Raw genomic sequence first — 25147 nt, forward strand, 5'->3', positions numbered from 1 at the left:
ATGGCCGGATCAGTAGGACAGGCCGCCCGGAGCGCCGACGAGCGCCGCACCGTGGCCACTCAGCCAGCCCTCGGCCGCGGCGGCGTGCTGGCTGAACGTGTGCATGTCGCGGAACCGGCGCTGGACCGGCGACGCGTCCCGGGCCACCTGGCCGCCACCGGAGCGGTAGCACGTGTCCACCACCGACAGCGCGGCGTCGGTGACCCACGTCAGCGTGGCCGAAACCCGCGGGCCGATCGCCGCCAGCCCCGCCGGATCGCCCGAGCACAGCGCCCACACCTCGTCGGCGGTCGACTCCAGCAGCGCCCGAGCGGCCCGCAGACTGAGGTCGGCCCGCCCCAGGTTCGCCTGGAACAGTTGACTGTCGGCGAGCCGCGCCCGCGCGTACAACCGCTGTTTTCCGGATGTGGCGATCTCGACCGTCGCATCCAGCGCGCCCTGCGCGATGCCCACCGCGACCGCGCCCAGGTGCAGGATGAAATGGGTGAGCGGCGACGTGAACCCCGGGCCGGGGACCGACGGCGTCCCGGCGAACAGGTCGAAGGTGTGCTCGCCCGGCACCCGGACCCCGCGGATCTCGACGTCGTGCGAGCCGGTGCCGCGCAGGCCCAGCACCTGCCACGTGTCGACCACCCGCGCCTGCGACGCGGGCACCAGCACCGATCGCATCAGCGGCGTCCCCGGCACGGGCCCCGGCTGTGGTCCACCGTCGGCGCCGAGCACCACACAGTTGCCGAAGATCCAGTCGGCGTGGGTGCTGCCGCTGCCGAACGCCCAGCGACCGTCCACCTGGAACCCGTCACCGGCCGGAATCGCCGTGCCCTGCGCGTTGAAGCCGCCCGCCACGATCACGTCGGGCCCGGCCGCGTACATCTTGTCGAACGTCTCCCGGCCCAGGAACGCCATCAGCTGCGGGGTCTCCGAGCCGATCATCACCGTCCAGCCGACCGCCGGATCCGCGGTGGCCAGCGCCTCCAGGACCGCCATCCCGGTGCGCAGGTCGATCTCGTGCCCGCCGTGCGACCGCGGCACGAACATCCGGAAGAAGCCCGCCGACCTCAGCTCCGCGACCAGGTCCGACGGCAGCCGCCGCACCGTGTCCAGCTGATCGGCCCGGGCCTGCAGCGACGGCGTCAGAGCACGCGCGCGGTCGACCAGTTCCTGCATATCGTTCCCCCCCATGAGGTATCTCCGCTGACCAGCCCTCATCACAGTGGACGAGCGTCCCGGATCGCCAGGGACAACTGTCCCGGCCGGTCGGGATTGAACGGTAGGGACATGTCGGGAAGCTGTCGTCCGCCGCGATGCGGACCCGCCCTCACCCGCCGGACGGACCACGGGTGGCGGTGTCGAGAGCGGCGACCACGGCCGCGACCGCCGGATGGGTGGCGGCGCCGCGCCGGAATGCGACCCGGGTACGCCGCCGGGTGCCCAGCGCGGTCAGCCGAACCCCGGCCGGTGGCGTGACGGCCGCCAGTTCGGGCACGAGCGAGACACCCTGACCGGCGGCGACCAGCGCCAGGACGGTGGCGAAATCGTCGGCGTGATGACGCGCCCGCGGGGTGAATCCGGCGGCCCGGCAGACCCGCTGGGTGACCTCGTGACACAGCGTCCCGGGGGTGGCGAGAATCCAGGGCCTGGCCGCCGTCTCCGCCAGCGCACCGGCCGCCGTCCCCGCGGGTTCGGCCAGGAAGACCGTCTCCTGCAACAGCGGCACCGAGTCCAGCGCCGGATCGGCCTCGGCCGGCGCGACGTCGTAGTCGTGCAGCAGCCCGACGTCGAGGGCGCGTTCGCGCAGCGCCCCCGGAACCGCCACCGGGTCCAGCTCGGTGACCATCAGCTCCAGCGCCGGATGGTCGCGGCCGAGAGCCACCAGAGCCCGCGGCAGCAGCGTGCGCGCGGCACTCGGGAACGCACCGATCCGGATCGGCCCGGCCGGCCCGGTCCGGACCGCGGCGATCGCGGCGTCCGCCTCCTCCAGTGCTGCGAGGACCGTCTCGGCATGCCGGACCAGGACCTGCCCGGCCGCGGTGAGCGCCACCCGCCGGCCGGTGCGTTCCAGCAGCGGCACACCGGCCTCGCGTTCCAGCGCCGACAGCTGCTGGGAGACCGCCGAAGGCGTGTACGCCCGGGCCTCGGCCACCGCGGCGATGGTGCCGAGCCGGCGCAGATCACTGAGCAGACGCAGACGACGTGCATCGAGCATCAGTTCAGCTTACGGTTTCCGGTAGGAACGTGAACTGGACCTTATGCTGCGAGCGGCGGAATGCTGAACCGCATGCTGAACGGAATCCTCGTACCCCTCATCACGCCCTTCGACGATGCCGGCGCCGTCGCGCTCAGCGCGCTGGAACGCCTCGCCCACCAGGTTCTCGACGACGGCGCGGCCGGGCTGGTCGCCCTCGGCACGACCGGCGAACCGGGCTCGCTGGACCCCGCCGAGCGGCAGGCGGTCGTCGACGTCGCCGCCCGGGTGAGCCGTGAACGCGGAACGACGCTGCTGGTGGGAGCCGGAATCACCCCGCCCGGGGGCGCGATCGCGCTGAGCCTGGTGCCACCGTTCGTCCGGCCGGGCGAGGAGGGCGTGGTCGCCCACTTCGCGGCCGGCACCGGGCCCAGAGTGATCTACCACGTGCCCTACCGAACCGGTCAGGACCTGTCCACCGCGACCATCCGCCGGCTGGCCGCGATCCCCGGCGTGCTTGGCATGAAGTACGCGACCGGAGCCGTCGATGCCACCACCGTCGCCCTGCTCGCGGACCCGCCGCCCGGGTTCGCGCTGCTCGGCGGCGACGACGCGCTGATCTCGCCGATGCTGGCGCTGGGCGCGGCCGGCGGCGTCCTGGCCTCCGCGCACGTGGCCACATCGTCGTTCGTGGAGCTGTTCGAGACATGGCGCGCCGGCGACGTCAAAGCCGCACGCATCCTCGGCGCCCGCCTCGCCGAGGTGTCCGCCGCACTGTTCGCCGAACCCAACCCGACCGTGATCAAAGCGGTCCTGCACGCCCAGGGCCGGATTCCCACCGCGGCGGTTCGGCTGCCGCTGCTGGCCGCCGGACCCCTAACATCGGCTGATGCGTATCGCCTGGTCAACCGATAGCGGCCCGGATCCGGCGCTGGTGCGGACGTTCCCCGCGGACCAGCCGTCCGCGGTTGCCGACGCCGGTGATCTGATCGTCACGCTGACCGAGCACCACGAGGACTTCGACTGCCATCTCGGCGACCTGCACGACCGGCGCTGCCCGCCGGCCGGCCTGCGGATCTGGGACAAGACCTCCGGACGGCCGCTGCGGACCGTCTCCGGCGTCAACCCCGGCGGTACGGGCAATCCGATGCTGGTCACGGCCGTCCTCGACGGGCGTACGGTCGCGGTCGTCGGTCTCTGGCAGGAACCGCCCGTGATGCTGGACCTTGCCACCGGCGACCGGATCGGCGTGCTGCCCGGCCACGCGGACGCCACCGACGTACAGGCGCTCGCCCTGGCCGGAACGGACGTGGTGACCGCCGGATGGGACGGCATCCTCCGGATCGCCGGCCGGAACATGGCCTTCGAGACCGGCGAATGGTCGAACACGCTGGCGATCCTGGACGTGAACGGGCGGCGCGCCGCCGTGGTGACCGGGCGCGACGCCGTCACCCTGTGGGACCTCACCGACGGCGCCCCGCTCGGCCGCCTCGACGTCGGCGCGCACGCGCTCGCCACCTGGCCCGGCTCGCCGTCGGTGGCCGTTCAGGACCGGTTCGGCGGCATCGTGCTCTGGGACACGGCGACCGGCGCCCACCACCATCCCGCGACACCGCCGGTCCACGAGTTCGGCCGGCTCGGGGCGGTGACCACACCCGCCGGGCGCCTGCTGCTCACCCTGGACGGCGGCAGCGCGGTCCACCTGTGGGACGTGGCCGCGGACCGGGAGTTCGGGGCGCCGCTGCGCGGACCACTGCTGAACGCCCAGGTGATCCCCGCCGGACCCGGAACCCTGATCGCCGCGTCCGCGGACGACGACACCGTCTCGGTGTGGCGGCTCGGCGAGAACCGGGCGCCCGAGGAGATACGCGGTCCCGGTGACATCCGCCGGATCGAGGTGACCACGGACGGCTGGGTGGTCGGCGACGGCGGCCCGGTGCGGTGGCGGGTCGCGGACGGCGTACCCGGGACCGGCGGTGGCGACCTCCCAGCGGACCAGCCCCTTCACGTCTGGCTGGACGGCGAGCTGGTGGCGACCTTCCACGGCTCGCTGGGCGGTGTGCGGCTCGGTGGCGACCGTACGATCGAACACCCCTACCCGCCCCGCGGGGCCGCCGCCGGCCTGCTCGCCGGCCACCGCGCGATCGCCGTGAACTGGATGTTCGGGCCGTTCACCGTCTACGACCTGGACACCCTCACCCCGATCCCGGCACCCGCGGACGTGGCGATCGGCGAATCGCCCCGGGCCTGGGCCGGCGACGCGGTGGTGACCGTGCGCCTGGGGGAGGTGCTGGCCCACGACATGCGGACCGGCACGACCACGCCACTGCAACCGAAGGAGGACGAGCCGGTCACCGCGCTGGCCGCGTTCGGCACGGTCATCGCGGTCGCCCGCACCGACGGCAGCGTGGCGATCGTGGACGTCCCCACCGCGCGCGAGCGGGACCGGCTCACGTTCCCCTTCGCCGCCACCGCCCTGACCTGGGCGCCGACCGGCGAGCTGATCGTGGCCGTCCGCCGGGACGTCTACTGCGTGGTGGTCTGAGCGGCCACCACCCTCAGGAAGCGGACAGCGCCGGGTGACCGCCCCGAAGCCGGGCTCTGAACCAGCCGGCCGGGACGACACGGGTCAGCCGAGGGGGTCCTCGTGATCGCGTAGCGTGGCCAGGACGGGCGCGTACATCCGTGCCTTGATCGTGCCGAGTGTGGGGCCGGCCTTGCCGATCTGGGAGGCGGCGATCTCCACGGCAGTGCGGCGCACCGATTCCTCGTCCACCGCATGGTCGACGATGCCGGCGGTGACCGCGTCCGGGGCCCCGTAGCGGCGTGCGGTGGTCATCGCCTCGTGCGCCGCCTGCGGGGTGAGGCGGGCCTGGATCAGTGCGGACATGCCGCGGGTGAAGGGGATGTTGATATCGGCCTCCGGCAGGCACCAGTAGCCGCGGTCGGCGCGCATCACCCGGAAGTCCTGCGCCAGCGAGAACATCGCGCCGGCGGCGAACGTGTGCCCCTGCAAGGCGGCCACGGTGATCACCGGCAACGCCAGCAGCCGGGCGAACAGTTCGTGGACGCTGATCACGTACGGCTGGTATTGATCGGCGTTGGCGCCGAGCCAGTCCAGGTCCAGGCCGTTGGAGAAGAATTTTCCGGTCGCGGCGGTCACCAGCGCACACGAGTCGCCGGCCTTCTCCACCTCGTCCAGTGCCGCGTTCACCGACGCGATCCAGTCCGGGTGGAAGCGGTTCTCACCGTCACCGAGATCGAGGATGAACACGTCGTCCTGTCGGTCGAGGGTAGGCATGGCGGCTCCTTGGCAGATGAGTGAAGTGGGGTTTCCGGGCCGGTTACGCAGGTGGCCGCGCCCGAGGTGGCTGACATTCGGCGGCAGTCGTTTCAGCACGTGCGCGCTCAATCATGTCGCCAACCTCTGACCTCGAAACCAAGCCGTTCCACGAAGCTACTCGCAAGTAACTTAGACCTCAAGGCATAGAACACAGACCGCTGGCGGGGCGGCGCATCCACGGGGCGCCTCGGCATATGCCGGTGAGCGGCGGGAAGGGCCTTTAGCCTCGATAAGGACTTTCCATCCTTTTTCGGAGGTTTTGGGTGAGGCGACGGGGCATGCTGGCGGCGGCCGGGGCGGCGGTGCTGGGGTCGGCCGGGGCGCCGGCCGGGGCGGCGCCCGGCGGAAAGCGGGCGGTGCGCGTGCGTACCGGAATGGATCTTCTGGCCGGTGAGGAGTGGGCGAGGCTCCGTGGCGAGACCGTCGGGGTGGTGTCGAACCTGACGGCGGTGGACCGTGAGTATCGGCATCTCGTCGACCGGATGCATGCGGCAGGGGTGCGGATCGGGGGGATCTTCGGACCGGAGCACGGGTTTCGTGGGGCGGCGCCGGCGGGTGGCGGGGCGGCTCGGTCGACCGATGCGCGCACGGGTCTGCCGGTGTTCGACGGCTACCTGGCGACCCCGGAGGACTGGGCGCGGCTGTTCGCCGAGGCGGGGGTCCGGACCGTGGTGTTCGACATGCAGGATGTCGGCGCGCGGTTCTACACCTACATCTGGACGCTGTACGAGTCGATGGCCGGCGCCGCCGCGGGTGGGCTGCGGTATGTGGTGCTCGACCGGCCGAATCCGATCGGTGGGTGGGCTTCCGGCCCGGTGCTGGATCCGGCGTTCGCGTCCGGTGTGGGGCGGAAGGAGATCGTGCTGCGGCACGGGATGACGGTGGGTGAGCTGGCCCGGTTCTTCCAGGGGGAGTGGCTGCCGCGGGTCCGTCTGGAGGTGGTGGCGTGCGAGGGCTGGCACGGTGGCCTCTTCGCCCGGGACACCGATGTGCCGTGGGTGATGCCGAGCCCGAACATGCCGACGCCGGAGACGGCTCTGGTCTACCCCGGGACGTGCCTGTTCGAGGGGGTGACGTCGCTGTCCGAGGGGCGGGGGACGACCCGGCCGTTCGAGTTGGCCGGTGCCCCGGGGCTGGACTTCCGGTGGCGGGACCGGCTGGCGGGGCACGATCTGCCGGGCGCCGAGTTCCGGGAGGCGTATTTCGAGCCGCGGGTCGGGAAGTTCGAGAAGCAGTTGTGCGCGGGCGTCGAGGTGCGGGTCAGCGATCCAGCGGTGTTCGATCCGATTCGTACGGCGGTGGCGATGCTGTACGAGGCCCGGAAGTATCCGGGGTTCGCGTGGCGTGACGACGGTGCCGGCGCGCGCCGTCCGTTCTTCGTGGATCTGCTGGCCGGTGGGTCCCGGTTGCGGACCATGCTCGACGCCGGTGCGACGGTCGCCGATGTGGCCGGGGCCTGGCAGCCGGAGACCGCCGCGTTCGAGAAGCGCCGCCGGCCCTACCTGCTCTACCGGCGCCCCGCCCGGTAAGCGATCTTGGTCAGCTGGCTGCCAGGGCTGTTTCGGCGGGTTCGAGTCAGCTCTGGGGGCCGGCCGGACCACCGATCTACGCCCGGAACGCGCGGCACAGGCCGGTGTCGCAGTCGGCTCGCGTGGACTGGCGGGACGGGTGGATTGCGGTTGGGGGTGCTCAGCCCGTACCGGGGAAGGGGGTTGATTTTGAAGGGAGAGTGGCGACGGCGCTGAGGATGAGGTCGAGGCCGAGTTCGAAGGCGCGGTCGGCTCGTGGGCGGCCCTGGCCGGCGGCTTCGATGGCGGTGACCAGGATCGGGTTGCGCGCCTGGGTGGGGTCCCAGACCTGGTCGGGTGCGGCGATGTCGAGGGCGGAGCCGATGACGAAGCTGTCCAGGACGGTGATCACGTCGAGGAGCTGGGTTGGCGGGATTCCGGCGGTGTGCAGGACGGTGGCGATGTCGTCGTACATGTGGACGACGTCGGGGGAGGAGACGGTGTGCGCCGTGAGCATGGGGATGAGCCGGGGGTGGCGGGCGAAGGCGTCGCGGTAGCGGCGCAGCAGGGCGCGCAGGGTTTCGTGCCAGGTCGGCAGGGTGGGTGCGGGTGGCGTCTCGGCGAAGATGAGGGCGCGCATCGCCTCGATGATCTCGGTCTTGCCGGCGATGTGGTTGTAGAGCGAGGACGGGCGGACGGAGAGGGCCGCGGCCACCTCGCCGAGGGTGAATTCGCCGCGGGCGTCGACGAGGGCGAGGGCGGCCCTGGTGATCTTGTCGACGGACAGTTTCGGCGTGGCGGGGCGTGGCAACGGGAACCCCCCTTGCGTCGTGGTGCGGGAGGCCACCATAGTAAAACGAATGCCGTTCGTTAATGGTCGAGGATGATCCATGGAACTGATCCGGTCCGTCGTGTTCGACTCTCCCGCTCGTGTCGACGAGCCGGCCCGGCCGCCGTTGCGGGTCGGCCTGGTTCAGCACCGGTGGCGGGAGGACGGCGCTGAGCTGCGGCGGGTCCTCGCCGACGGGATCGCGACGGCGGCCGGATCCGGGGCCCGGGTGGTGTTCCTGCCGGAGCTGACGCTGTCGCGGTATCCGGCGTTCGAGGAGCCCACCGGCCGGCCGGCCGACCTGGCCGAGGATCTGGAGACCGGGCCGACCGCGGCGTTCGCGGCCGCCATGGCCACCGGGCACGGCATCTTCGTGCACGCGTCGCTCTACGAGGACGCCGATCTCGGTGACGGGCTCGGCTACAACACGGCGATCCTGGTGGATCCGTCCGGCGCGATCGTGGCGAGGACACGAAAAACGCACATTCCGGTGACCGAGGGATATGTGGAGGACCGGTATTTCCGGCCGGGCCCGGCCGACGACGCCTATCCGGTGCACCGGTTCCTCGATGCCGGGATCGGGATGCCGACCTGCTGGGACGAGTGGTTCCCGGAGGTGGCCCGGCTGTACGCGCTGGGCGGCGCCGACCTGCTGGCCTACCCGACGGCGATCGGCTCCGAGCCCGACCACCCGGATTTCGACACCCAACCGCTGTGGCAGCAGGTGATCGTCGGGAACGCCATCGCGAACGGGCTGTTCATGGTGGTGCCGAACCGCACCGGTGACGAGGGGCGGATCAGCTTCTACGGTTCGTCGTTCATCGCCGACCCGTACGGGCGGATCCTCGCCCAGGCGCCGCGTGGCGAGGAGGCGGTGCTGGTGGCCGACCTGGACCTGGACCAGCGCCGGGACTGGCTGACGCTGTTCCCGTTCCTGCGCACGCGGCGGCCGGACACGTACCGGGGTCTGGCATGACCTGGCGGATGCCGGCCGAGACCGAGCCGCACACCTGTACGTGGATGGCGTGGCCGTCGTCGGGTTACACCCTCGGCGACGACCCGGACGAGGCGCGGCAGGCGTGGGCGTCGGTGGCGCTGGCCGTGGCCGAGTTCGAGCCGGTCCGCATGGTCGTCGACCCTTCGGCCCGGCGGGAAGCACGCAACTGGCTGGGTCGCGCCGTCGAGTATTTCGAAGCCCCGCTGGACGACGCGTGGATGCGGGACTTCGGCCCGACGTTCGTGGTCGGCCCGGACGGGCTGGGCGCCGTGGACTGGGTGTTCAACGGCTGGGGGCAGCAGAGCTGGGCGACGTGGGAGCGGGACGCGCGGATCGCCCGGCAGGTCGCCGAGTGGGCGGGCGCCACGGTCATCGGCTCGGACATGGTCAACGAGGGTGGCGGGATCCACGTCGACGGCCGGGGAACGGTCCTGGTCACCGAGACGGTGCAGTTGGATCCGGGCCGTAACCCGGAGTGGACGCGGCAGCGGGTGGAGGGTGAGCTGCGCCGCACCCTCGGTGCCGAGAACGTGGTGTGGCTGCCGCGCGGCCTGACCCGGGACTACGGCGAGTTCGGCACCCGCGGGCACGTCGACATCGTCGCCACGATGACCGCTCCGGGGACGGTGTTGCTGCACGTCCAACCGGATCCGCGGCACCCCGACCACGCGCTCGGGTCCCTGTTGAGAAACGCGTTCCCGGGCGACTGGACGATCGTCGACCTGCCCGCGCCGGAAGGTCTGGAGGACGACGGCGGGCCAGTTGATCACTCGTATGTGAATCACCTAGTGTGCAACGCCGGTGTCATCGCCTGTACGTTCGACGATCCCCGGGACGCCGCCGCACTGGACATCCTGGCCGCCGCCTACCCCGGCCGCCGGGTGCTCGGGGTCGACGCCCGGGCGATCTTCGCGCGGGGCGGTGGCATCCACTGCATCACCCAGCAGGAACCGGCCATACCTGGAGGACTCTCGTGACCAGCGACCCCGACTACGACGTGGTGGTGGTCGGCGCCGGCGTCACCGGGCTGACCGTGGCCAACCGGCTGCGCGCGGCCGGCCGCAGTGTGATCGTTCTGGAGGCCCGCGACCGCGTCGGCGGCCGGTTGCTGACCGATACGCTCGACGGCGTCCGTCTCGAGGTCGGTGGCCAGTGGGTGTCGCCGGACCAGACCAGTCTGCTGGCGCTGCTGGCCGAACTGGGCCTCGAGACCTACTCCCGGTACCGGGAGGGCGAGTCGGTCTACATCGGGCTCGACGGGGTGCGGTGCACCTTCGCAGGCGAGAAGTTCCCGGTGTCGGAGCGGACCGCCAACGAGATGGACCGGCTCACCGTCATCCTCGACAAGCTGGCCGCCGAGATGGATCCCCTCGAACCGTGGAACCATCCGGACGCCGACCGCCTCGACCGGGTCTCGTTCGCCGCCTGGCTGGCCGAGGAGACCGACGACGCCGAGGCGCGCGACAACATCGGCCTCTACATCGGGCCGGCCATGCTGACCAAGCCGGCGCACTCGTTCTCGGCGCTGTCGGCGGTGCTGATGGCCGCGTCTGCGGGCGGTTTCAGCCACCTGGTCGACGCCGACTTCATCCTGGACCGGCGGGTGGTCGGCGGATTGCAGCGGGTGCCCCTGGCTCTCGCCTCCCGGCTGCCGGCCGGGACGGTGCGTCTCGGTGAGGCGGTCACGAAGGTGGAGTGGGACGCCGACGGTGCGACCGTGTTCACCGGGCAGGGCGGCTACCGTGGCCGCAACGTGGTGATGGCGGTGCCACCGACCCTGGTCAGCCGGGTGCAGTACGTTCCGGCGCTGCCGCCGGTGCAGGCCCAGATGCGCCAGCACATCTCGTTCGGCCTGGTGATCAAGCTGCACATCACCTACGCGACGCCGTTCTGGCGGGAACTCGGGCTGTCGGGGACGGCGTTCAGCCCGTACGCGCTGGTCCACGAGGCGTACGACAACACGAACGAGGACGTCGAGGGTGAGACCCGGGGGACGCTCGTCGGTTTCGTCTCGGACGTGAAGGCGGACGGTCTGCTGGCCCTGGACGCCGCGTCGCGCCGGGAGCGGGTGCTGGAGTCGCTGGCCGCCTACTACGGGCCGGAGGCGCTTTCGCCGGTGCACTACTACGAGAGCCCGTGGATGGCCGACGAGTGGACGGTCGGCGCGTTCGGCACCAGCTTCGACATCGGGTCGCTGACCCGTTACGGCCGGCATCTGCGGTCGGATGTCGGGCCGCTGGCCTTCGCCAGCAGCGATATCGCCGGCCTCGGCTTCCAGCACGTCGACGGGGCCATCCGCATGGGCGAGGCGGTCGCGGCCCGTCTGCTTTCTTGAAGACCATTTCTTGTACGCGTGACGACCGCCCCACCAATTCGGGGCCGTTCCGCCTGTTCAGCGCGATCTAGCTGCCCGCTCCGGCCCGGTGCCGCGCCCGCCCGGCTGAGCCGGGGTGGTCACCCGGGCCGGGCGCCGGCGTGAGGTCAACCGTGGTGATGGTGGCCGGTGGGGATGGTACGGGGGATGAGGTGCTCGGTGCCGGGGTCGACGATCACGAACTGGCCCATCATGCCCTTGTCCTCGTGGCGCAGCAGGTGGCAGTGGTACATGTACGGGGTGACCGGGTCGGTGTGGCGGCCGAACCGGACGGCCAGGCGCACGTCGGCGTGCTTCTTCAGGAAGACGGTGTCCTTGGGGCCGGCCAGGTAGGCCGGTGGCGGTTCGCCGTTGATGTCGAGGATGGTGAACGCCACCTCGTGGATGTGGAAGTTGTGCGCGTAGGTCGTGTTGTCGATCTCCCAGATCTCCACGGCGCCGGCCGGGACCACCTCGTCGATCCGGTTCATGTCCATGTCCCGGCCGTTGATCTCCGAGCCGGACAGCGCGAACCGGCGGACCCGGGCGCCCGGTGGCGGGATCACGGGGGCCGGGCCGCCGAGCGCCCGCGGCAGCGGCTTCGAGGGCTTCAGTGAGGCGGCGGCGACCACCTTGAGCAGCTCGAAGTCGTCCTCCTCCGGGTCGTTGGCGTCCCTGCGGTTCTCGCCGATGCTGTTGAGCACCACGGTTTCGCCGGGGGAGAAGGCGGCCACGATCTCGATCCGTTCCCCGGGGCTGATCTTCACCCGGTCGGCGGGGGCCGGTTCGCGCAGCAGTCCGGCGTCGCCGCCGACGACGTGGAACGTGCGGTTGTCGGCGAACCCGATCCGGTAGACGCGGGTGTTGGAGGCGTTGAGCAGCCGGAACCGTACCTGTGTGGTGGTCACCTCGACGTACGGATCGATCGTGCCGTTGATCATGATGGTGTCGCCGAGCAGGCCGAAGGTGCCGTTGTCGACCGGGCCGGTGACCAGCCGCCCGTTGTCGAGGATCTTGTCCTGGACGATCAGTGGGATGTCGTCGACGCCGTAGTCCGACGGCAGGGCCGGCCCGCCCGGTTCGTCGACGAGGAACAGCCCGGCCAGGCCGCGGTAGACGTGTGTCGCCGTCTTCCCGTGCGGGTGCGGGTGGAACCAGGTGGTGGCGGCCGGCTGGTCGACGGTCCACTGCGGGGTCCAGGTGGCGCCCGATTCGATGCTCTGGTGCGGGCCGCCGTCCATCCGGGCCGGCAGGCGCATGCCGTGCCAGTGCAGGGTGGTCGCCTCGGGCAGCCGGTTGGTGACCGCCATCCGCACGCGTTCACCCCGTTTCACGCGGACCGTCGGCCCGAGGTGATCACCGTTGATTCCCCATGTTCCGTTCTTTCCGGGTTGCAGATTCAACGCGAAGGAACGGAACCCGTCCGGATCGATTTCCGACGGCGCCAGCGGTGGGATGTGCAGCCGGTTGGCGAAGGTCAGCGGCTGCACATCCGCCCCGGAGCAGCCGCTGAGCAGCGGTCCGAGAACGGCCAGGGAAAGAAGACTTCTGCGTTTCACGAAATCTATCGTGGCGTTTCATTCACGCCGGTGAAATCGGTAGTGTCCCGGAAATGCGCGTACATCCCGGGATGTATTCAGGGCAGCCAGCCGGGCCGGATCCGGCCGGACTCGTAGGCCAGAACGACCAGTTGGGCGCGGTCGCGCAGGCCGAGTTTGGTGAGGATCCGGCTGACGTGGGTCTTGGTGGTGGCGTAGCTGATCGCCAGCCGGGCGGCGATCTCCTCGTTCGACAGCCCGGCCGCGACCAGGTCGAGGATCTCGGTCTCGCGTCCGGTCAGGGCATCCAGCAGCGGGGCGGGCGGCGGGGTGAGCCGGCCGGCGGTCTCGGCGATCAGCCGGCGGGTCACCGACGGGGCGAGCAGGGCGTCGCCGCGGGCCACCACCCGTACGGCGTGGATCAGCTCGTCCGGTTCCAGGTCCTTGAGCAGGAAACCGCTGGCGCCGGCGCGGATGGCCCCGTACACGTACTCGTCGGACTCGTAGGTGGTGAGGATGACGACCCGGACGCCGGCCAGATCCGGGTCGGCACAGATTTGGCGGGTGGCGGCGAGCCCGTCGGCGCCGGGCATGCGGATGTCCATCAGCATCACGTCCGGCCGGGCGGAGCGGGCCAGATCCACGGCCTGCGTGCCGTCGGCGGCCTCACCGGCGACGGTCATGTCCGGTTCACCGTTGAGGATGGCGCGGAATCCCGCCCGTACCAGTGCCTGATCGTCGGCCAGGGCGACGGAGATCATCGCGTGCCGTCCTCGGCAAGGGTGAGGGGGATCCGGGCGCGGACCTGGAAGCCGCCACCGGGCCGTGGCCCGGCCCGCAGGTCGCCGCCGAGGGCGGTGGCGCGTTCGGTCATGCCGCGCAGGCCGTTGCCCTCGGCGACGGCGGCGGTCGAGGGCCCGTCGTCGGTGACCGTGACCAGCAGGTCCGGGCCGTCCACGAGCAGGGTGACCTCGGCGCTGCCGGCTCCGGCGTGCCGGATCGTGTTGGTCAGCGCCTCCTGGACTATCCGGTAGGCGGCCGCCTGCACCGCGGCCGGCACCGTCGTCTCCGCCGGTGTTCCGGTGACGTGCACCGGCAGGCCGGCGGCCTCGGTGCGGCCGATCAGGGCGGGCAGACCGGCGAGCGACGGCTCGTCGTCGCGGAGCACGCCGAGCACCGTGCGCACCTCCCGCAGCGCCTCCTTACCGGCGGCGCGAATGGTGCGCAGCGCCTCGAACGCGCCGTCCGGTTCCCGGGTGTGCAGGGCGGCGCCGGCCTGCACGGTGATCATCGACAGTTGGTGGGCGAGGATGTCGTGCAGTTCCCGGGCGATCCGCAGCCGTTCCTCGGCGGCACGGCGCAGCGCCTCGTTCTCCCCGCTCGCCTCGGCCAGCGCGGCCCGTTCCTCGGCCTCCTCGACCTGCCGGGCCCGGCCGCGGGCCACCTCGCCGAGCACGACCGGCAGCAGCAGGATCGGCGCGATCCCGATGAGCGCCCGGACCGGGTCGCCGCCGGCCGCCGCGAACACGGCCGCCATCAGCATCGCGGCGGCGCCGGCCGGGACCGGCCCGCGTTCACGGGCGGTGGTGTAGAGGGCGACGACCGGCGCCAGGATCAGCGGCGCGTCCGGGAAACCGAGCGGGTAGTAGAGCAGCGTCGCGACCGCGGTGACGGCCAGGACGGTGACCGGGAAACGCCGCCGCCACAGCAGCGCGGCACAGGCGGCCACGATCAGCGCCGCGCCGGCGGGCAGCAGCGGCCGGTCACCGTCGGTGCCGGTCAGCGCGGTGACCACGGTGAGCGCGGCGACGGAAACGGCGATCACGGCGTCCCAGGGTGGCCGCACCCGCTCAGAATTCCATGTGCAGGCGGATGCTGGTGCCATCGGCGCCGGTGTGGACGCGGACCAGGTCGCACAGCCGGTTCGCCAGGATCAGGCCGCGGCCGCCCTCGGCGTCCGGTGGCGGCGGGATCCGCCCGGCCAGCGGGTCGGACAGGTGGCCGCGGTCGTCGATCTGGCAGACCAGCCGGCCGGTCTCCGCCCAGATGCTGACCGTCCCGTCGCCGCCGGTGTGGGCGATGGTGTTCTCGGCCAGTTCGTTGACGGCGATCAGCAGGTCGCCGCCACGATCCGGGTCCAGGCAGGCGGTTTCGGCGGTGACGAACCGGCGGACCGCGGCCAGGTCGGCGGCGTGCCGGTAGGTCAGGGTCGCGGCGGTGACCGGCACCTTCGGCAGCGGCTGGTTGAAGGCGGCGGCCGTGACGTACGGGTCGTCGTACCACGGGCTGGGCCGCCGCGCACCGTCGACGATCATCACCGGGTGGGTGCGCCACGCGTCGCGGACCCGGGCCGGATCCAGGCCGCCGACGTCGTACGGGCAGAGGATCGCCACGTCCCGGCCCGCGAACACCGCGTTGATCAGCGCCTCGTGCGCGGCGCAGGCCGGGTACTCCAGGTCGGTGCGGCCCGGCCAGACCGGCTCGCCGACGATCGACACCCGGCGGCCCGGATGCGCGGCCGCGAAGGCGAGCAGCACCCCGGGGATGATCCGGCCCGGGTTGCGCCCGGCCACCGTCATGTCGGCGAACGTCACCCGGCCGGCGACGTCGGTGAGCGACTCGCGCAGCGTCTCCAGGTTCGGTGGCGGCACCGCGACCAGGACGGCGTCGCCGGCGTCCACCGCCTCCCGGACGAAACCGGTGACTCCGGACAGGTACCGGGCGCGGCTGTCGTAGAGGAGGCCGGGATGGTCGAAGACCGCGCCGTCGCCGGTGGCGGTCAGGGTCATGCGGTTGGTCCCACGTTCGTTTCCGAGGCGATCGATGTCGGCGGCCGGCGCACCCTCGCCGGTCGTCCCTTCAACGGTGGACTCTACTGCCCGAAACCGGCCGTCACCCGAAGGAGGGGTGCCGGGAACCGGCCGGCCCAAGATCGCGACTGTCGGTGCGGTGCGCCGTTGCATCTACGAGGAGACGAGACGATGAGCCTGCCGGATCTGAGTACCTACACCCCACAGCGGTCCTTGCCGGACGCGGAGTTCGAGGGCACCACCGTGCCCGGGCTGCGCGCCGACTACTTCCGGAAGGCGGACGGCGATCGGGTGGCGTCCGTCGGCCGCTACCGCTACGGGGGCCGTGATGTGCTGATGGCCTGGGGCTATGCGGACGAGAAGCACTGTCGGCGGCACGCCGTGCACGACCCGGAACACGGGTGGCAGGACGTCGTCGAGGGCTGCCCCGACGTCCGGTTCCTCCGCGACGGCGACGGGCCGGTCACCGGGGTCGAGGTCCGTGCCCCGGGCGGCGGCTGGCTGCGCGCCTGACCCGATCTTCGCGGCTGGCTGTCGGGTCTGCGCCGCGCCCCGCTGAGCCGCTCGGTCAGTGAGCCGGGCCCGTGCCGGGGAACCCGCCGGCGGCCTCGGCGAAGACGGCCGCGGCGCGTGCGGCGACCTGGTCGTCCGGGCCCGCCCACAGGTCGTCCAGCCAGGGGCCGGCGAAGAGGCCGACCAGCGTCGGTGTGCCGTCCGCGGCGGTGGCGTCCAGCCATTCGCTCACACAGTTCTCGCCGGGACCGTGCACCCGGTAGTAGCCGGCCGGATGCACCGGCCAGAACCGCCTGTCGCATCGCAGGATCACCTTCTCCACCCGGCCCATCCCGAGCCGTTGCAGGGCGGTGCGGTGGGTGGCGGGAAGCGGCGGGTCGAACGTGATCGCGTCACCGGTGAGCACCCCGACCGGCGCGGTCACGATGACCGCGTCCACCCGCAGGTCCTCGTCGAGGGTCACGCGCTGCGGGCCGGTGCGGATGTGGTGGACCGGCCGGTTCAGGTGGATGTCGAGGCCGTCGGCGAGGTGGTCGACCAGGCGCCGGTAGCCGCCCACGATCCAGCGGTCGCCCTCGCCGACGCCCGGTTCGAAGCCGTGCCGGGCGCTGAGCCAGGACAGCGGGGCGCCGGAGTCCATCACGATCTCCGCGTCGACGAACCGGCGGATGTCGTCCGGTGTCCACCTGCCGGGATCGGCGAGCCAGCCGTCGAGCACGTCGGCGATGCCGGCCTGTTCGGAGGCGGCGGCCAGCCGGGCACGCAGGTCGTCCTCCAGGCCGTCCGGGATTTCGTACGGGGTGCCCAGCACGAGCGGGTCGGTGAAGTCGGTCGGGACCATCGGCAGGTCCAGCCGCTCGGCGAGCCGGGCCAGGATGTTGTCGTGGAACTGTTGCAACCAGTTGGCGCCCAGGTCGAAGCCGAAGCCGCCGACCTGGGCGGGCGCGGTCCGGCCGCCGACGCGGTCCCGGGCCTCGAGCACCCGTGTCCACACGCCACGGTCGGTCAGCGTGCGGGCCGCGGCCAGGCCGGCGATGCCGGCGCCGATCACCGCCACCCGGGCATGTCCCTGCCCGGCGGCCCAGGCTCCGGCGGACACCCCTTCCTCGTACGCCCCGTGCGTCATCGCCGCACGGGTGGCATGGGTGGCCTCCCCGGCGATCCGCAGGCGTGAGCCGATCGGGGTGCCGAGGTCGGTGCGGTGCCGCGGTGTGCCGCCCCGGCCGATCAGGCTCCACGACCCGCGCGCCCAGGGGTCGTCGCCCCAGCGGGAGACCGCCGACGCAACCACCCATTGCCAGATCGACATGCTCGGGAGCGTACGTCAGGCGGCATGATGGAGGCTGTGGGGCTGCCGGGGCCGCAGTGGCGTGGTCGATGACCTGTGCCCGAAGTCTGGGACCTGTGCCCGAAGTCTGGCCAACAACGTACTGGTGAGTAACAATCACTCCGCGTTTTGAACTGCTTGCGTGCGTCGAACGTTTTCATGGTCAACATCTACCGAGGAGTCGACGTGGACATCGGTGTAATCAGGGACCCGGATCCGGGCGAGCGGCGCGTTGCCGCCACCCCCGCCACCGTGGCGCAACTGGTCAAACTGGGCTACCAGGTGGTGGTGGAGCCGGGAGCGGGCGCCGCGGCGTCGTTCTCCGACGAGGCGTTCGCCGAGGCCGGCGCCACGATCGGTGACCCGCTGACCGCCGACATCGTGTTCACCATCAACCCACCGGACACGTCCCGGCTGGACCGGCTCGCGCAGGGCACCACCCTGATCGGGATGCTCAGCCCGCGGCTGAGCCCCGAACTGGTCGAGGACCTGGCCCGCCGCCCGATCACCGCCCTGTCGATGGACGCGGTGCCGCGCATCTCCCGCGCCCAGTCCCTGGACGTGCTGTCCTCGATGGCCAACATCGCCGGGTACCGGGCGGTCGTCGAGGCGGCGCACGCCTTCGGCCGCTTCTTCACCGGCCAGGTCACCGCGGCCGGCAAGGTCCCGCCGGCGAAGGTGCTGGTGGCCGGCGCCGGCGTGGCCGGGCTCGCGGCGATCGGCGCGGCCGGCAGCCTGGGCGCCGTCGTCCGGGCCACCGACCCCCGCCCCGAGGTCGCCGACCAGGTCCGCTCGCTGGGCGGCGAGTACCTGTCGGTCGAGGCCGCCGACGTCGAGGTCTCCGCCACCGGGTACGCCAAGGAGATGTCCGACGACTACAACGAGCGGGCCGCCCGCCTCTACGCCGAGCAGGCGAGCGAGGTCGACATCATCATCACCACCGCGCTGATCCCGGGACGGCCGGCGCCGCGCCTGATCACCGCGCGGATGGTCGCCTCGATGAAGGCCGGCAGCGTGATCGTCGACATGGCCGCGGCCAACGGCGGCAACGTCGAGGGCACGGTTCCCGGCGAGGTGGTCGTGACCGCCAACGGCGTCACCATCATCGGCTACACCGACCTGGCCGGCCGGCTGCCCGCCCAGGCCTCCCAGCTGTACGGCACCAACCTGGTCAACCTCATGAAGCTGATGACCCCGGAGAAGGACGGCCAGCTCGTCCTCGACTTCGACGACGTGGTCCAGCGGTCCATCGCCGTGGTCCGCGACGGCGAGCTGACCTGGCCGCCGCCCCCGGTCTCGGTGTCCGCGGCCCCGGTGGCCGCCACCCCGGCCGCCGCACCCGCGCCGGTCAAGGAGCGCAAGCCGCTGCCGAGGCTGCCGCTGATCGGCGCCGGAGCGGCCGCCCTGTTCCTGCTCACCGCACTGGCCCCGGCCGCCCTGCGCGGGCACCTCACGGTCTTCGCGCTGGCCATCGTGATCGGCTACTACGTGATCGGGCACGTGCACCACGCGCTGCACACCCCGCTCATGTCGGTGACCAACGCGATCTCCGGGATCATCGTCGTCGGCGCCCTGCTGCAACTGGGCCACGGCGGCAGCCTCGTGACCGCGCTGTCGTTCGTCGCGATCCTGCTGGCAAGCATCAACGTCTTCGGCGGATTCGCGGTCACCCGCCGCATGCTCGCCATGTTCACCAGGAGCTGACCCGATGACCATCGAAGCCGCGGCGCAGGCCGCGTACATCGTCGCCGCCCTTCTCTTCATCCTGGCGCTGGCCGGCCTGTCCAAGCACGAGACCGCGAAGGCCGGCAACACGTTCGGCATCGCCGGCATGACCCTGGCCCTGGCGGCCACCATCGGTCTGGCCGTCGCCGGCAGCCTGCGCCCGGTCGACCTGGCCCTGCTCGTGGCGGCCGTCGTGATCGGCGCCGCGATCGGCCTCTACCGGGCCGCCAAGGTCGAGATGACCGGCATGCCGGAGCTGATCGCCCTGCTGCACAGCTTCGTCGGCCTCGCCGCCGTGCTGGTCGGCTGGAACGGCTACCTGCACGTCGAGGCGCACCTGACCGGCGAGGAGGCGCTGGCCCTGGACGGGCTGGGCGTGCTCGGCATCCACAGTGCCGAGGTGTTCATCGGCGTCTTCATCGGCGCGGTCACCTTCACCGGCTCGATCGTGGCGTACCTCAAGCTCTCCGCCAAGATCAAGTCGAGCCCGCTGATGCTGCCCGGGAAGAACTTCCTCAACCTCGGCGCGCTGGCCGTCTTCGCGGTCCTCACCACCTGGTTCGTCATCGACCCGCAGCTGTGGCTGCTCGTCGCGGTCACCGTGATCGCGCTGGCGCTCGGCTGGCACCTGGTCGCCTCGATCGGCGGCGGCGACATGCCGGTGGTCGTGTCGATGCTCAACAGCTACTCCGGCTGGGCCGCCGCGGCCGCCGGGTTCCTGCTGGAGAACGACCTGCTCATCGTCACCGGCGCGCTGGTCGGATCATCCGGCGCCTACCTGTCGTACATCATGTGCAAGGCGATGAACCGGTCGTTCATCTCGGTCATCGCGGGCGGCTTCGGCATCGAGGCCGGGCCCGCCGACGACAAGGAGTACGGCGAGCACCGCGAGATCACCGCCGAGGGCGTGGCCGACCTGCTCGCCGCGGCCGGCACGGTGGTCATCACCCCGGGGTACGGCATGGCCGTGGCCCAGGCCCAGTACGGCGTCGCCGAGCTGACCCGGGTGCTGCGCGACCGTGGCGTGGACGTCCGGTTCGGCATCCATCCGGTCGCCGGCCGCCTGCCCGGCCACATGAACGTGCTGCTCGCCGAGGCGCGCGTGCCGTACGACATCGTGCTCGAGATGGACGAGGTCAACGACGACTTCTCGGGTACGTCGGTCGTCCTGGTCATCGGCGCCAACGACACGGTCAACCCGGCCGCGACCGAGGACCCCACCAGCCCGATCGCCGGGATGCCGGTGCTCAAGGTGTGGGAGGCCGAGGACGTGATCGTGTTCAAGCGCTCGATGGCCTCCGGGTACGCCGGTGTCCAGAACCCGCTGTTCTTCAGGGAGAACACCGCGATGCTCTTCGGCGACGCCAAGGACCGGGTCGAGGACATCCTGCGGGCGGTGACGGAGCGGGTCGGCGCCCGCTGACACGCACACACGACAGCGCCCCGGCCGCGGACAGCGGCCGGGGCGTTTCTCGCGCGACCCCGCGCGCTCAGCCCGGTGGGCGCGGCAAAGGCGTGACCATCGGCGCGGACCGCGCGGAGCGGGCGGGACGGTTCCGGTGCGGTCGAGGGCGGGCTCAGCCGTACCGGATCAAAGGGGGTGACGCCGTTCCAGGACGCCCAGAGCGAGCTCCGACCAGGCGATGTTCTCGCGTTCGAAGCTGATGCCGCGCTGGAGGGTGAGGTACGGGCCGAGCCGGTTGCCGGTGGCCAGGAACTCGTCGTCGGTGCGGTCGCCGAGGATGTCGCAAAGCCGTTGCTCGTAGCCTTTCAGCCGGCTGCGGCTGGCCTCGCGGTGTTCCACGATCGAGGCGCGCACGCTCGCCACATCGCCGTGTGCCAGCGCCTCGACCTGGACGAGCAGCTCGTCACGGACCGTCGTCGGCTTGGGGGAGCGGCGGGAGAAGGCGAGCAGCGCCGCCCGGCCCTCGCCGGTGACCGAGAACAGCCGCTTGTCCGGGCGTTTGTCCTGCTTGACGAGACGGGCCGAGAGCAGCCCCTCGGCCTCCATCTTCTCCAGTTCGCGGTAGAGCTGCTGCGGCGTGGCCGTCCAGAAGTTGGCGACCGAGCTGCTGAACTTCTTGGCCAGGTCATAGCCGGACGATTCACGATCGGCCAGCGCCGCCAGCAACGCATTCCTCAAAGCCACGCCGGAATCCTACGGACGGCTGCGCGGCTGGAAATCCGGCGTGCTCTTGGCCATCACGGCCTTGCGCAGGATCTTGGTGTTCGGCAGGGCCAGCAGTTTGATCTGCGCGCGGCGTTCGCGGGCGAAGGTCCGCCGTGCGCTGCTCGTCAAAGCGCCGTCGATCAGGCGTTTCGCGGCGGCCAGCGCGTCCGGCGACCGGGTCAGCAGGCTCTCGGCGAACGCGGTCGCGGCCTTGACCGGGTCGTCGGCCAGCTCGGTGACCAGGCCCAGCCGCTGCGCCTCGGCCCCGGAGATCGTCTCGGCGGTCATGGTGAGGCGCTTGGCGACATCCGGGCCGGTCACCTCGGTGAGGCTGCGGATGCCGGACATGTCAGGGATGATGCCCCACTTGCCTTCGAGGACCGACCATTTCGAGTCGGGCGTGGCGTACCGGAAGTCGGCGGCCAGCGCGATCTGGACACCGCCGCCGTAGCAGTGGCCGTGCACCGCGGCGATCACCGGCACCGGGATGCGCCGCCACGCCCAGCAGGCCTCCTGGAAGCGGTTGGTGCCGCGCCACGGGGCCGGGATGAACGCCCTGACGATGCGGCCCGGGGTGCGCATGGCGGCGGCGATGTCCAGACCGGAGCAGAACGAGGCGCCCTCGCCGGCGATGACGACGGCCCGCAGCGTGCGGTCCTTGCGCAGCCTTCTCGCCACGGTGATCAACTCGTCCAGGGTGTCCAGGGCGAGGGCGTTGAGCTTGTCCGGGCGGTCGAGGCGTACCTGAGCGATGCCGTTCTCGACGCTTACGCTTACGTATTTCATTGACATGTCCGTTTCTCAGAGGCGCGCGGCCAGCTCGGTGGCCTGCTTGATCGCCCGTTTGGCGTCCAACTCGGCGGCCACGTCAGCGCCCCCGATGACGTGCACGCTCACCCCGCGTTCGGTCAGCGGCGTGGCCAGATCCCGGACCGACGTCTGCCCGGCGCACAGCAGGACCGTGTCCACGTCCAGGACGCGTGCCGCCCCGCCGACCGAGATGTGCAGGCCCTCGTCGTCGATGCGCTGGTACTCGACACCGCGCAGCATCTCCACCCCGGCGTCCTGCAGCGTCGCCCGGTGCACCCAGCCGGTCGTCTTGCCGAGCCCCTTGCCGAGCGCGGTCTCCTTGCGCTGGAGCAGGTGCACCGTACGCCGCGGGGTGATCTTGACTTTGGTGGTGAGCCCGCCGCGGGCGGTCTGCGGATCGGTGACGCCCCACCGCCGCATCCACTCGTCGAGTGGCTCGTTCACGTCGTGCAGCAGGAATTCCGCCGCGTCGAAGCCGATCCCGCCGGCGCCGATGATCGCCACCCGCTCGCCGGCCTCGGCCTGCCCGCTGATCACCTGCTGGTAGGTGACGACCTTCGGGTGCTCGATGCCGGGGATGGCGGGAACCCGTGGCGCGACGCCGGTCGCGATCACCACCTCGTCGAACCCGGCCAGGTCCTCGACGGTCGCCCGGGTGCCGAGACGCAGCGTCACCCCGCGGACCTCGATCATGTGCCGGTAGTAGTCCAGCGTGTGCGCGAACTCCTCCTTGCCGGGGATCCGCGCGGCCAGCCGGAACTGCCCGCCGATCTCGGCGTCCGCCTCGAACAGCTCGACCCGGTGCCCGCGCCCGGCCAGTTCGATCGCTGCCGCCAGCCCGGCCGGTCCGGCGCCGGCCACGGCAACCCTTTTGACGGTACGGGTGGGAAGCAGCCGAAGCTCGGTCTCGTAACCGGATCGCGGGTTCAGCATGCAGGTGGCCCGCTGGTTCTTGAACGTGTGGTCCAGGCACGCCTGGTTGCAGGCGATGCAGGTGATGATCTCGCGTTCCCGCCGCTGCTCGGTCTTGACCACCCACTCCGCGTCGGCGAGCAGCGGCCGGGCCATCGACACGAGATCGGCGTCGCCTGCGGCCAGCACCTGCTCGGCGGCCTCCGGCCGGTTGATCCGGTTGGACGCGACCACCGGCACCGACACCTCGGCGCGCAGTTTCCCGGTGACCCACGAGAACGCGCCCCGCGGCACCGAGGTGACGATGGTCGGCACCCGGGCCTCGTGCCAGCCGATCCCGGTGTTGAAGATCGACACCCCGGCCTCTTGCAACTGCTTGGCGAGGTCGACGGTCTCCTCCCAGGACTGGGCGTTGTCGACCAGGTCGAGCAGGCTGATCCGGTACTGCACGATGAAGTCGTCGCCGACCATCTCCCGGGTGCGGCGCACGATCTCCAGCGGGAAGCGCATCCGGTTGGCCGCGGAGCCACCCCACGCGTCGGTCCGGTCGTTGGTCCGCGCCGCCAGGAACTGGTTGATCAGGTAGCCCTCGGAGCCCATGATCTCGACGCCGTCGTAGCCGCCCCGGCGGGCCAGCAGCGCGGCCCGGGCGAACGCCGTGGCGGTGCGGTCCACCTGCCGGGTCGACATGGCCCGCGGCTGGAACGGGGTGATCGGTGACTTCTTCGCCGACGCGCCCAGGGTGAACGGGTGGTAGCCGTACCGCCCCGCGTGCAGCACCTGCAACAGGATCTTGCCGCCGTGCTCGTGCACCGCGTCGGTGACCACCCGATGCGCCACCGCGTGACTCTCCCGGGTCATCCGGCTGCCGAACGGCGCCAGCCACCCCCGCCAGGTCGGCGCGTACCCGCCGGTCACCATGAGCCCGACCCCGCCGCGGGCCCGCTCGGCGAAGAACGCGGCCAGTTTCGGCAGGTCCTGATGGCGGTCCTCGAGTTTGGTGTGCATCGACCCCATCACCACCCGGTTGCGCAACGTGGTGTGGCCGAGGTCCAGAGGGCTCAGCAGGTGCGGGTACCGGCTCGCGGCGTCAATGCTGCTCACGGACGCCAATATACAAAGAATTGCATAGTAAAGAAAGTGACTATGGGCCGGTTCCTCAAGTCCGCTCGCGCACCGCCGATCCGACTCCCTGTACCGCAACGGCGATCGAAGGGCGGGCAGTGGGGAACTCATCGTGCAGGGCTACCTCGTCGTCACTCTCCGTCGCCGAACCGGAAACCCGAATGCCTTTTCAGGCTGTTGGCGACCGGAGTCCTGAGTCACACACGGTGACATCCGGTGGATTTGTCCCGCAGCCCGACGGATACGCTCTGGCGGCTATGCCGGAAATCAACCAAGATCGAACAACCGTTCCGAGCCGCCGCAGGCTGGCACTCGTCCTCGGTGCGGTGCTCGTGCTCCTGGTCACCGTCAACATCGCGGCCAAGTACGGGCCGCCGCGCACCGGCCTGGTCGCCGGGCCGCTCGTGGCAGCGGGGCTCATCCTGCTGGGCCGCCGCGCCGGGCTCACCTGGCACGACATGGGACTGTCCCGGCGTACCCTGGTCCCCGGCCTGAAATACGCGGTCGGGGCGGTTCTCGCCGTGGCCGTGGTCTACGCCATCGGCGCCGCCCTGCCGTTCACCCGCGGCGCCTTCGACGACGTCCGCTACCACCTGCACCTGCACGCCGCGCTGCTCACCGCCTTCGTGGTGGTGCCGCTCGGCACCGTGCTGCTGGAGGAGGTCGCCTTCCGCGGCGTCCTGCACGGCCTGATCAGCCGCCACCGCGGCGCGATGTGGGCGAGCATCGCCTCATCGGTGCTGTTCGGCCTCTGGCACATCCTGCCGTCGCTGCGCCTCGCCAAGGCCAACCACGGCGTCGGCGCCGTCCTCGGCACCGACCTCACCGGCCAGGTCCTCGCGATCCTCGGCGCCGTCGCCTTCACCGCCGTGGCCGGCCTGCTCCTGTGCGAACTGCGCCGCCGCAGCGGCAGCCTCCTCGCGGCGGCCGCCCTGCACTGGGCCACCAACGGCCTGGGCCTGCTGATCACCGCAGGCCTCGCCGCCTTCCGCCTGGCCTGAG

22 protein-coding genes are annotated in these 25147 nt (G+C 71.6%); 10 read left to right on the forward strand and 12 right to left on the reverse strand.

Translation table 11 applies throughout. From position 1 onward, the window contains the following. Positions 1 to 9: 9 nt before the first annotated feature. Both KZ829_RS26785 and KZ829_RS26790 read right to left on the reverse strand, forming a co-directional pair. Positions 10 to 1182, reverse strand: a complete 1173-nt coding sequence (locus KZ829_RS26785) for an acyl-CoA dehydrogenase family protein (RefSeq protein ID WP_220146687.1) — start codon at positions 1180 to 1182, stop codon at positions 10 to 12. Positions 1183 to 1318: 136 nt separating this feature from the next. Beyond that, on the reverse strand, positions 1319 to 2206 hold the full coding sequence (locus KZ829_RS26790) for a LysR family transcriptional regulator (protein WP_220146688.1): 888 nt from the start codon (positions 2204 to 2206) through the stop codon (positions 1319 to 1321). Positions 2207 to 2278: 72 nt separating this feature from the next. Between KZ829_RS26790 and KZ829_RS26795 the strand changes: the two genes are divergently transcribed. Both KZ829_RS26795 and KZ829_RS26800 read left to right on the forward strand, forming a co-directional pair. Continuing rightward, a complete protein-coding gene (locus tag KZ829_RS26795; RefSeq protein WP_220146689.1) occupies positions 2279 to 3100 on the forward strand; it encodes a dihydrodipicolinate synthase family protein in 822 nt (273 codons plus the stop codon). Then, entirely contained in the window at positions 3075 to 4730 is a 1656-nt protein-coding gene (locus KZ829_RS26800) for a WD40 repeat domain-containing protein (RefSeq protein WP_220146690.1), read from the forward strand. Before KZ829_RS26795 ends, KZ829_RS26800 begins: the two co-directional genes overlap by 26 nt. Positions 4731 to 4814: 84 nt before the next feature. On the opposite strand, the gene KZ829_RS26805 is transcribed toward KZ829_RS26800, so the two are convergent. Then, positions 4815 to 5486, reverse strand: a complete 672-nt coding sequence (locus tag KZ829_RS26805) for an enoyl-CoA hydratase-related protein (protein WP_220146691.1) — start codon at positions 5484 to 5486, stop codon at positions 4815 to 4817. Positions 5487 to 5791: 305 nt separating this feature from the next. Here KZ829_RS26805 and KZ829_RS26810 point away from each other — a divergent pair, with 305 nt between their 5' ends. Next, on the forward strand, positions 5792 to 7057 hold the full coding sequence (locus KZ829_RS26810) for an exo-beta-N-acetylmuramidase NamZ family protein (RefSeq protein ID WP_308285670.1): 1266 nt from the start codon (positions 5792 to 5794) through the stop codon (positions 7055 to 7057). Between the two features lie 160 nt (positions 7058 to 7217). On the opposite strand, the gene KZ829_RS26815 is transcribed toward KZ829_RS26810, so the two are convergent. After that, on the reverse strand, positions 7218 to 7847 hold the full coding sequence (locus tag KZ829_RS26815; protein WP_220146692.1) for a TetR/AcrR family transcriptional regulator: 630 nt from the start codon (positions 7845 to 7847) through the stop codon (positions 7218 to 7220). Positions 7848 to 7926: 79 nt separating this feature from the next. On the opposite strand from KZ829_RS26815, the gene KZ829_RS26820 reads away from it, so the two are divergent. Genes KZ829_RS26820 through KZ829_RS26830 form a run of 3 tightly spaced genes read left to right on the forward strand, consistent with a single transcriptional unit; the run spans position 7927 to position 11197 of the window. Next, complete coding sequence (locus KZ829_RS26820) at positions 7927 to 8841, forward strand: nitrilase-related carbon-nitrogen hydrolase (RefSeq protein ID WP_220146693.1); 915 nt, start codon at positions 7927 to 7929, stop codon at positions 8839 to 8841. Beyond that, complete coding sequence (locus KZ829_RS26825) at positions 8838 to 9839, forward strand: agmatine deiminase family protein (RefSeq protein ID WP_220146694.1); 1002 nt, start codon at positions 8838 to 8840, stop codon at positions 9837 to 9839. The genes KZ829_RS26820 and KZ829_RS26825 overlap by 4 nt, the downstream gene beginning before the upstream one ends. Then, positions 9836 to 11197, forward strand: a complete 1362-nt coding sequence (locus KZ829_RS26830) for a flavin monoamine oxidase family protein (protein WP_220146695.1) — start codon at positions 9836 to 9838, stop codon at positions 11195 to 11197. Before KZ829_RS26825 ends, KZ829_RS26830 begins: the two co-directional genes overlap by 4 nt. A 146-nt stretch (positions 11198 to 11343) precedes the next feature. Here KZ829_RS26830 and KZ829_RS26835 read toward each other — a convergent pair whose 3' ends face one another. The 4 genes from KZ829_RS26835 to KZ829_RS26850 form a co-directional block, all read right to left on the reverse strand. Next, positions 11344 to 12774, reverse strand: a complete 1431-nt coding sequence (locus KZ829_RS26835) for a multicopper oxidase family protein (RefSeq protein WP_308285671.1) — start codon at positions 12772 to 12774, stop codon at positions 11344 to 11346. Positions 12775 to 12851: 77 nt separating this feature from the next. Further along, positions 12852 to 13514, reverse strand: a complete 663-nt coding sequence (locus KZ829_RS26840; protein WP_220146696.1) for a response regulator — start codon at positions 13512 to 13514, stop codon at positions 12852 to 12854. After that, the gene (locus KZ829_RS43315; RefSeq protein WP_220146697.1) at positions 13511 to 14578 is read right to left on the reverse strand and encodes a sensor histidine kinase; all 1068 of its coding nucleotides are present in this window, start codon (positions 14576 to 14578) and stop codon (positions 13511 to 13513) included. Before KZ829_RS43315 ends, KZ829_RS26840 begins: the two co-directional genes overlap by 4 nt. Positions 14579 to 14603: 25 nt before the next feature. After that, positions 14604 to 15542 carry an anti-sigma factor RsbA family regulatory protein gene (locus KZ829_RS26850; RefSeq protein ID WP_220146698.1) on the reverse strand — a complete coding sequence of 313 codons (939 nt, stop codon included), beginning with the start codon at positions 15540 to 15542 and terminating at the stop codon, positions 14604 to 14606. Positions 15543 to 15734: 192 nt separating this feature from the next. Here KZ829_RS26850 and KZ829_RS26855 point away from each other — a divergent pair, with 192 nt between their 5' ends. After that, positions 15735 to 16076 (forward strand): hypothetical protein, encoded by a 342-nt coding sequence (locus KZ829_RS26855; protein ID WP_220146699.1) that lies wholly within the window; start codon positions 15735 to 15737, stop codon positions 16074 to 16076. Positions 16077 to 16131: 55 nt separating this feature from the next. Here the strand turns inward: KZ829_RS26855 and KZ829_RS26860 are convergent, their stop codons facing one another. Beyond that, positions 16132 to 17385 carry a flavin monoamine oxidase family protein gene (locus KZ829_RS26860; protein ID WP_220146700.1) on the reverse strand — a complete coding sequence of 418 codons (1254 nt, stop codon included), beginning with the start codon at positions 17383 to 17385 and terminating at the stop codon, positions 16132 to 16134. Positions 17386 to 17589: 204 nt separating this feature from the next. Here KZ829_RS26860 and KZ829_RS26865 point away from each other — a divergent pair, with 204 nt between their 5' ends. Further along, entirely contained in the window at positions 17590 to 19107 is a 1518-nt protein-coding gene (locus KZ829_RS26865; RefSeq protein WP_220146701.1) for a Re/Si-specific NAD(P)(+) transhydrogenase subunit alpha, read from the forward strand. Between the two features lie 4 nt (positions 19108 to 19111). After that, positions 19112 to 20551 (forward strand): Re/Si-specific NAD(P)(+) transhydrogenase subunit beta, encoded by a 1440-nt coding sequence (gene pntB / locus KZ829_RS26870; protein ID WP_220146702.1) that lies wholly within the window; start codon positions 19112 to 19114, stop codon positions 20549 to 20551. Between the two features lie 168 nt (positions 20552 to 20719). Here pntB and KZ829_RS26875 read toward each other — a convergent pair whose 3' ends face one another. Genes KZ829_RS26875 through KZ829_RS26885 form a run of 3 tightly spaced genes read right to left on the reverse strand, consistent with a single transcriptional unit; the run spans position 20720 to position 24124 of the window. Next, complete coding sequence (locus tag KZ829_RS26875) at positions 20720 to 21277, reverse strand: PadR family transcriptional regulator (RefSeq protein WP_220146703.1); 558 nt, start codon at positions 21275 to 21277, stop codon at positions 20720 to 20722. Positions 21278 to 21286: 9 nt separating this feature from the next. Further along, positions 21287 to 22084, reverse strand: coding sequence for a crotonase/enoyl-CoA hydratase family protein (locus KZ829_RS26880; RefSeq protein ID WP_220146704.1), 798 nt, complete (start codon positions 22082 to 22084; stop codon positions 21287 to 21289). Between the two features lie 15 nt (positions 22085 to 22099). Continuing rightward, the gene (locus tag KZ829_RS26885; RefSeq protein WP_308285672.1) at positions 22100 to 24124 is read right to left on the reverse strand and encodes an oxidoreductase; all 2025 of its coding nucleotides are present in this window, start codon (positions 24122 to 24124) and stop codon (positions 22100 to 22102) included. A 347-nt stretch (positions 24125 to 24471) separates the two neighbouring features. Between KZ829_RS26885 and KZ829_RS26890 the strand changes: the two genes are divergently transcribed. Continuing rightward, positions 24472 to 25146: a CPBP family intramembrane glutamic endopeptidase gene (locus KZ829_RS26890; protein ID WP_308285673.1), complete on the forward strand. Its 675-nt coding sequence runs from the start codon at positions 24472 to 24474 to the stop codon at positions 25144 to 25146. Position 25147 lies beyond the last annotated feature (1 nt).

Source organism: Actinoplanes hulinensis, assembly GCF_019429605.1.
GTDB lineage: Bacteria > Actinomycetota > Actinomycetes > Mycobacteriales > Micromonosporaceae > Actinoplanes > Actinoplanes campanulatus.